Source organism: Archangium violaceum Cb vi76 (assembly GCF_000733295.1).
Taxonomy (GTDB): Bacteria; Myxococcota; Myxococcia; order Myxococcales; family Myxococcaceae; genus Archangium; species Archangium violaceum.
This window is the reverse complement of the sequence record NZ_JPMI01000154.1, coordinates 70,392-78,352: the sequence shown is the minus strand read 5'-3', so window position 1 is coordinate 78,352 and position 7,961 is coordinate 70,392. Positions and strand designations below refer to the sequence as shown.

The following is a 7,961-nucleotide window of genomic DNA, read 5'->3' as shown; positions in this document are numbered from 1 at the left end:
CGCGCTAGGCCCCCGGAGCACGGTCAGTCCCTGCTCCGTGAGGACGAGCAGCATGCTCGGCGTCACCGTGGGCTCGTAGACGAGTTGCAGGACGCGCCGGCCGGACACCTGCGTCACCTGAGTCAGCATCGTGCCGTCCGCCTCCAGCCGCCACAGCCCCCCGCCATCCGTGCCGATGTAGAGCGCCCCATCATCCGTCGCCTTGAGCGAGAGGATCCGGCTTGTCGGAAGTCCGCTGACCCGCGTCCAGTTCCCCGCCGAGCGGGACTTCGGCGTCATCGCCCAGACACCGTACTCCGCGCTCCCCAGGTAGTAGCGGCCCGAGGTGGTCTGCTCGAAGGCACGCCAGAAATCATCGGAGGCCTGCCCGTTGAGCGCTTCATTGAAGCCCTTGAACCGCCAGGGCGTGGGACCCTCCCACGTGTACTCGCGGTCCCACTCCTCCAGCTTGCCGCTCGGGATGAGCACGCCGAGCATCTGCTCGTTGGCCACGAGGACGTCACCGTTCGGCGCGATTCCCAGTCCATACATCGGCGGGCACTGGAGCGACTCGTCCTTCGAGCCGTCCGGATTCGTGGTGACGAGGTACCAGCCTGGATGACGGTGGCTGTTGTACGTGAGCCCCTGGATGCGGGTCACACCGTGGTTGGTCGTGATGTAGAGGTCGCCACGATACGGGCCCCGCGTCACCCGGGCGCAGTTCAGGACGCTGCGATCCTCCTCGTAGTGGAAGTCGTTCGTGTTGTGGATGCCAATCTGCTTGCCCTTGTTCGACGAGCCCGTGGTGCGCCAGATGTGCTCCTCGAGCACGACGGTCCCATCCTGCTGGAGGCGGACCGCGTCGAGGTCTCCCTTCTGGTACTCGGCGTAGCGCTCGGGCGTGTAGTTCGGCTCGCCCGGTCCGGGGATGTACGTGCGTTGTGAGATGCCCTCCGCCCGCTGCATCTCCCGCGCGCGATACCCCACGTACGCGCGCCCGGCCTCACCGCCGCAGATGACCGTCGAGCCAACCGCCAGCGAATCCGAACCGAACGGCTGGCGCGCCTGACCCACGCCCGTGGTCCACGTCGGTGCCGTGTCTCCCGGACGCAACACGCCGATGCGGTAGCCATCGAGGAGCCAGAGGTTCAGCCCTTCATCGAGCGCAACACTCTGGGGTTTCCCAACGCCAAACGACTGCGTGTAGTCGCGCACCGCGTCCACCGGCCACGGACCCGCATCCGGTGGCTCTGGCTGCTCCGGCTCCGGCTCGCCGGCATCGGGCGTTCCCCCATCCTCCCCGGGCGTGGGCTCCTGGGGCGTACCGGCATCCTCGGAGGGAACGGGAGGGACGTTCGAGGGAACTTCGCTTCCATCCGGCGAACCGGGCTCCTGCGTCTCCCTCGGGTCGACTGTCCGGGTCCGGTCAGCGCAACCCACCGAGAGCAATGAAACCACCACGAGTCCCGCCCCCAACGCCCCTGCGCGAATGCCCATCCATCCCTCCGTCAGCGGAGGCTCCTTCGCAAATCCCGGGCCGACGCCGCGCCCTGGCCAGATTCTGGGCACCCGGTGCACCGATCATGGTCATTTTTTCGCTCGGGGAGGGCGTGTTACCCAAATCATGCCTTTCAACGAAGGAGAGCCGCATGCGCCGGCACCATTTCCCCATCGTTCCCCTGCTCCTGCTGACGGCCTGTGCGAGCACGGGAGAGCACGCCTCGAACAAGCCGCCCCCCCTCGATGGCCCCCGCGAGTTGCTGAAGGGCTTCCGCGAGCGCGCGGGGCTCGTGCTCGAGAAGGATGCCTACGGGGACGGCGCGACGAAGCTCGTCTACCTGGACCAGGGCTGGGGTCCGCCCGAGACCCTCTGGTTCTACCATGCCGATCAGGGCTCGGTGCTCATGCCCTACGACACGCTCGTCCACCTGGAGCAGGCCGGGAATGACCAGCCCTTCATCCACCCCGAGCACATGACGCGGTTCCGGTTCCTCAATCAGCACAGGACCCCGAACAACCCCGACGCGCTCCCCGTGGGCTTCGCACGCCACGAGGACCAGGTGGGCCTGACGTGCGCGGCCTGCCACACCTCGCAGCTCAACTACCGGGGCACGGCGATTCGAATCGACGGCGCTCCCGCGCTCGCGGATGTCGCCGGCTTCCTGCGGGAGGTGCAAACGGCGCTGACGGCCACACTGGCCGATGACGCCAGGCTCGCGCGCTTCGCCGCCGCGGTGCCGGGAGGTGGCCGTGACGAGGCCAGCCGCGAGGCGGCACGCAAGAGCCTCACCCAGACGCTGCGCTGGTTCGAGAACTACAACACCGCCAACCACTCCTCCACCGTGGAAGGCTTCGGCCGGCTCGACGCCGTCGGACGGATCATCAACCAGGCGATCCGCTTCAGCAGTGACCCCAAGAACAGCCTCGAGCCCAATGCGCCCACGAGCTACCCCCTCCTGTGGGACGCACCGCGCCACGACTACGTGCAATGGACGGGCTTCTCGCCGAACGCGGGGGCGGGCTCCCTGGGCCGCAATACCGGCGAGGTGGTGGGTGTGTTCGGTCGTATCGAGGTGAAGCACTACGAGACGGAGCAGGAGGCGAAGAAGGGCTATCCCTCCACGGTCGAGGCGAACGAGCTGGTCGCGATGGAGGAGTCCTTGCGAGGGCTGAAGTCACCCCGGTGGCCGGAGCATGTCCTCCCGCCCATCGATCGCACGCTGGCGGCCCGTGGCGAGACCCTGTACCAGGCGCACTGCGTGTCGTGCCACGCGCTCATCGACCGCGACGACCCCAGGCGGAGCGTCACCGCCATGCTCACGGGCATCGACGTCGTGGGGACCGACGACACCACCGCCCGGAACATCGCCGGGGCACGCGTGCCCTCGGGAGTGCTCGAGGGAGCCCTCTCGCCCCAGGGCTCGAAGTATGGCGCCCAGATGAGCGCGCTCTCCCTGGTGGCGGACCTGGCCACCCGCACCGTCTCGGCCAACCCCGGTGCGGCGCTCGAGTCGCTCGCCAATGCCAGACTCCACCGGCAGGAGAAGACCGCCAAACAAGGCAACCACACCCGGAACAGTGACGCGAACCCGGCCGCCGACCTCCTGGTCTACAAGGCTCGCCCCCTCAATGGGACCTGGGCTTCCTCCCCCTACCTCCACAATGGCTCGGTCCCCACCCTCTACGCGCTGCTCCTGCCGCCCTCCGAGCGGCCCCAGACCTTCTCCGTGGGCCGCTGGGAGTACGACCCCAAGCAGGTGGGCTACGTCAGCGACGGCTCGGCCCCCTTCGTGTTCGACACCCGCGTGACCGGCAACTCCAACCGGGGCCACGAGTACGGCGTGACGCTCCCCGACGCGGACCGCTGGGCGCTCGTGGAATACCTCAAGACCCTCTGACTCCCCGTCACGGCCGGCTGACGGCACCTGGGGCTCCAACGATGCCCTCCTCCTGGTGGGGCAGGCCGCCTGCCGGGAGAGCGGCCAGGGCAGGTTCAGCCCGAGGAACCGCCCCGGCCCCGGCCCGGCCTGCTTCTCTCTCGCCCTGGAGACCGGAACGGCGATAGTAAGGAGTTCATGACGAGCAAGCAGCCAGCTGACCTGATTCCCGCGCCCGAGACGCGCCGCGTGTCTCCGAACTTCATCACGGAGATCATCGACGGGGACCTCGAGTCCGGGCGGCACACGCGGGTCGTCACGCGCTTCCCGCCGGAGCCGAACGGCTACGCGCACCTGGGGCACGCGTTCGCCAGCTACCTGGACTTCATGACGGCGCAGGACTACGGCGGCGTCTGCCACCTGCGCATGGATGACACCAACCCCGAGGGGGAGACGCAGGAGTACGCGGACAGCATCATCCGCGACATGCAGTGGCTGGGCTGGGACACCTCGCGCCTCTTCTACGCCTCGGACTACTACGAGCAGCTCCACGACTTCGCCGTGCAGCTCATCCGCAAGGGCCTGGCGTACGTGGAGAGCGTCAGCGGCGAGGAGATGGCGCGCCTGCGCGGCACGGTGGAGCAGCCGGGGACGCCCAGCCCGTACCGCAACCGCAGCGTCGAGGAGAACCTGGAACTCTTCCGCCGCATGCGCGCTGGCGAGTTCAAGAACGGCGAGCACGCGCTGCGCGCGAAGATCGACCTGGCCCACCCGAACTTCAAGCTGCGCGACCCGGTGCTGTACCGCATCCTCCACGCGTCCCACTACCGGACCGGGGACACGTGGTGCATCTACCCGATGTATGACTTCGCGCATCCCATCAGCGACGCGCTCGAGGGCATCACGCACAGCATGTGCAGCCTGGAGTTCATCGACAACCGGGCCATCTACGACTGGCTGATGGACAACCTCTTCTCCGACAAGGAGACGGGCAGGACGGCGCCGCGCCAGCACGAGTTCGGCCGGCGCAGCATGGAGTACACCGTCGTCAGCAAGCGCAAGCTGCGCCGGCTCGTGCGCGAGGGCGTGGTGAAGGGCTGGGATGACCCGCGCATGCCCACCATCAGCGCCATGCGCCGGCGCGGCGTGACGCCCGAGTCCGTCCGGGCCTTCGCCTCGCAGATTGGCGTGAGCCGCACCAACCGCACCGTGGACCTGGCGCTCTTCGAGAACGCCGTGCGCGAGGATTTGAACCTCCGCGCGCCCCGCGTGATGGCGGTGACGCGCCCGCTGAAGGTCGTCATCCAGAACCTGGAGGCGGAGCGCACGCTGAGCCTGCCGTACTGGCCGCAGCAGGAAGAGCTCAGCGCCGATGGGAAGGTACCGCTGCCCACCGGGGAGCGCGTGCCGTCCGAGAAGGCGGTGCGCGAGGTGCCGCTCACGCGCGAGCTCGTCATCGAGCACGACGACTTCAGCGCGAATCCGCCCAAGGGCTTCAAGCGGCTCACGCCGGGCGGAACGGTGCGCCTGCGCGGCGCGGGCATCATCCGCTGCGACGAGGTCATCACGGGCGCCAACGGTGAGCCCACGGAGCTGCGCGTCACGCTGCTCGGCGAGGATGCCAAGGCCGGCGGCGTCATCCACTGGGTGAGCGCCACGCGTGGCGTGAGCGCCGAGTTCCGCCTGGTCGACCGGCTCTTCACGGTGCCGGAGCCCGACAGCGAGGCGCAGCAGTTCGACCCCGAGCAGCCCGGCCACGAGGACGACACGCAGCCGGTGAACACGGACTTCATGCGCTTCGTGAACCCGAGCAGCCTGGTGGTGACGCGCGGGCGGGTGGAGCCGAGCGTGGCGAAGGACCCCGCCGACGCCCGCTACCAGTTCGAGCGCACCGGGTACTTCTGGCGCGACCCGGTGGACAGCCGCGACACCGCGCTCGTGTTCAACCGCATCATCACGCTGAAGGACACCTGGGGGAAGAAGGCGGAGACCACGGAGCCGGCGAAGGCGGCCCGGACGGAGAAGAAGCCGGAGAAGGCTCCCGCGGAGGCGCCCGTGCGTCCGGCGCTCTCCAGTGAGCAGGAGGCCACGGCCGCGCGCCTGCGCCAGCAGGGTGTCTCCGAGAACGACGCGTCCATGCTCGCCCGCGAGCCGCAGCTCGCCGCGTACCTGGAGGGAGCGGGTGGCAAACGGCTGGCGGAGCTCGCGCCCTGGGTGGTGAATGACTTGGCCACGCCCATCCGCGAGGGCACCAACCGCGTGGGCGTGGACGCGCTCGCGGCGCTGGTGACGCTGGTGGCCGAGGGCAGTATCAGCGCCCGCATCGCCAAGGACGTGCTCGCGGAGGCGCAGTCCTCGGGCGAGGCGCCCGCGAGCATCGTGGAGCGCAAGGGCCTGCGCGTCGTCAGCGACGAGGGTCAGCTGCGCACCGCCATCCAGGGAGTCCTGGACGCCAACCCCGCGAAGGTCGCCGAGTACCGGGGCGGAAAGAAGGGCCTCACCGGCTTCTTCACCGGCCAGGTCATGCGCGCCACCAACGGACAGGCGGACCCGAAGGCCGTCGCGCGACTCCTGAGCGAGATGCTCGGTTAGCCGGGCAGGCGACGCCTGGTGGGGCGCTTCCGCTCGGCGCCCCGCCAGCAGCCGAGCCACTTACCCGCGGTGACGCCCATGGAGAACGACTCCGCCCCCCTCATCGTCGATGACTCCCTCTGGCCCCTGCTCATCGTCCAGATACGAGGAACGGTCCCGCTCGCGCGCTTCGAGGAATACCTCGCGCAACGGCTCACCTACCTGCAGCGCCCGGAGAAGCACGTCACCCTCTTCGACATGCGGCAGGCGCCCATGCTCTCCTCCGAGCTCCGTCAGCTCCAGGGCGAGTGGCTGAAGCAGCACGCGTTCCTGCTCGACACCCAGATGCTGGGCTACGCCCTGGTCATCACCTCACCGCTCCTGCGGTTGATGATATCCACCTTCCTCAAGTTCAGGCCGCGCAATGCCCCCTATGTCGTCACGCCCCGCCTGGACGACGCGGCACGCTGGTGCCTCCACCTGCTCGAGGAGACCGGCAGCCAGCCTCCCACCGAGCGCATCAAGGCCCACTTCGGGCTCTGAGCTGGCTATTTCGGAGGCGTCATGGGAGGCGACTCGCTACGAAGAGCGCCATTGAAATGCAGCCAGCCCGATTGGGGCGCGGGCCGGGCCTTCTTCGTCGCTCGTGAAGGACAGCTTCCAGCCGCCTCGTGCACACATGTAATCTGGAAGGGATGACTCCGATGAAGCACCCTCTTGCGCTCCTGGTTGCGCTGCTGGCCAACCTTGCGTGCACGTCAACCCGGGTCGTCGATCCACACGTCTGGAGGGCCACGCCCGGGCAGGCAGCGGAGAGCATCCCCGGCCCTCTGAAGAACTTCGGCTCGTTCGACTCCTTCTCGGACGCGCTGAAAGCGGCCTGCCCGCTGATCCTCTCGAAGCCAAATGCCAGCGTGGGCCATCTCCTGGAGCAGAACCCCGAGTTGGCCCTGCGGGTCTCCACCGAGTACTGCGCCTGGCTCTACTACACGCCAGAGCACAAGTACGAACTGAGCATGCTGACGGATCAGGAGGAGCCAGGGGATGCCTTACACGGAGCGGCAAGCTGCCTGCTGCCACCGAACGTGGACGACCCCCGCTACACCCCAACCAGCATCCAGTACATCTTCCTTCTCCACAACCATCCCTTTGCCATGGAGCCATCCGAGCGGGACATCCATCTCGCCACGGCCATGGCCAATGCCCATGGACTGGTTGCGCAAGCAGGAAACAGGAAGGTTCCCCTGGCGGTGGTTGCGTTCTTCTCGAGTTCGAGAGACGCACAGCACGCCACGTGTGATGGCTTCTACCAATACATTCCGGCGACCAGCGAGCTGCTGAAGTGGCACAACACGGAGAACACCTGGCGGAAGGAGAAGCTGGGTGAGGTCAAATGGATCAGTCCCACCCGATTCATCATCATGAGGGAATGACATGCCCTCCAGCCGCAAACCTCTCGAGGATGTGCCATGAAGATGCACCGGGTTTCTCTCGCGCTCGCCGTTTCGCTGCTGGGATGCGGGTATCTGCGCGGCCTGTTTCCTCATCCAGTGCCCGTAGAGGAAGACAGGTCCATCGTCTTCCCGCGCTTCTTCGACCAGCGGCCTGTCCAGGTCGGTGCCAGGAGTGAACCGTACGAGATGGATGGCGAGATGCTCCGGGCCCTTGTGATTGCGTCCAACGATTACATTCCACCGGATGCCAGCAACCTGCCTTGCCCCAGCAGAAGAGAAGCGCAGTTCTACCGGGTCATCCGTCAGGGAGGCATCATCTTCGTCTACATCTACGAGAACCATGCCTATTGTGGCCGCCCCTATCCGGTGCGGCATTCCGGCGGAAAGTACGCCATCGGACAGGATGGCCGCATTCTCCGCCGGCTCATTGGAGCTCAACCCGACCACCCGGTGGAGCGGGAGACGCCCGATGGTGGCAACGGGCTCAGCGCCGAGCCTGGCGTCTCCTCTGAATTCGACGCCCTCTGGAACTCGTCACGAGATGGGAGCACCGGGCCCTCGAGCCCCCCACTCCCCCCCC

Annotated in this window: 5 protein-coding genes; 4 read left to right on the top strand and 1 reads right to left on the bottom strand. The window is 67.6% G+C overall.

The genetic code is table 11. The annotated features are described in order from the left end of the window. The coding region (locus tag Q664_RS22770; RefSeq protein WP_063934736.1) for a hypothetical protein at positions 1-1,476 on the bottom strand (1,476 nt) is incomplete at its 3' end. Positions 1,477-1,628: 152 nt separating this feature from the next. Between Q664_RS22770 and Q664_RS22765 the strand changes: the two genes are divergently transcribed. The 4 genes from Q664_RS22765 to Q664_RS22750 all read left to right on the top strand — a co-directional run bounded on the left by Q664_RS22765 (position 1,629) and on the right by Q664_RS22750 (position 7,360). Next, a complete protein-coding gene (locus tag Q664_RS22765) occupies positions 1,629-3,377 on the top strand; it encodes a c-type cytochrome (protein ID WP_052518521.1) in 1,749 nt (582 codons plus the stop codon). Positions 3,378-3,554: 177 nt separating this feature from the next. Further along, positions 3,555-5,948: a glutamine--tRNA ligase/YqeY domain fusion protein gene (locus Q664_RS22760; RefSeq protein WP_043399302.1), complete on the top strand. Its 2,394-nt coding sequence runs from the start codon at positions 3,555-3,557 to the stop codon at positions 5,946-5,948. A gap of 78 nt (positions 5,949-6,026) precedes the next feature. Continuing rightward, positions 6,027-6,470 (top strand): hypothetical protein, encoded by a 444-nt coding sequence (locus Q664_RS22755; RefSeq protein ID WP_043399298.1) that lies wholly within the window; start codon positions 6,027-6,029, stop codon positions 6,468-6,470. A 161-nt stretch (positions 6,471-6,631) separates the two neighbouring features. After that, positions 6,632-7,360 carry a hypothetical protein gene (locus Q664_RS22750; protein WP_043399295.1) on the top strand — a complete coding sequence of 243 codons (729 nt, stop codon included), beginning with the start codon at positions 6,632-6,634 and terminating at the stop codon, positions 7,358-7,360. Positions 7,361-7,961 lie beyond the last annotated feature (601 nt).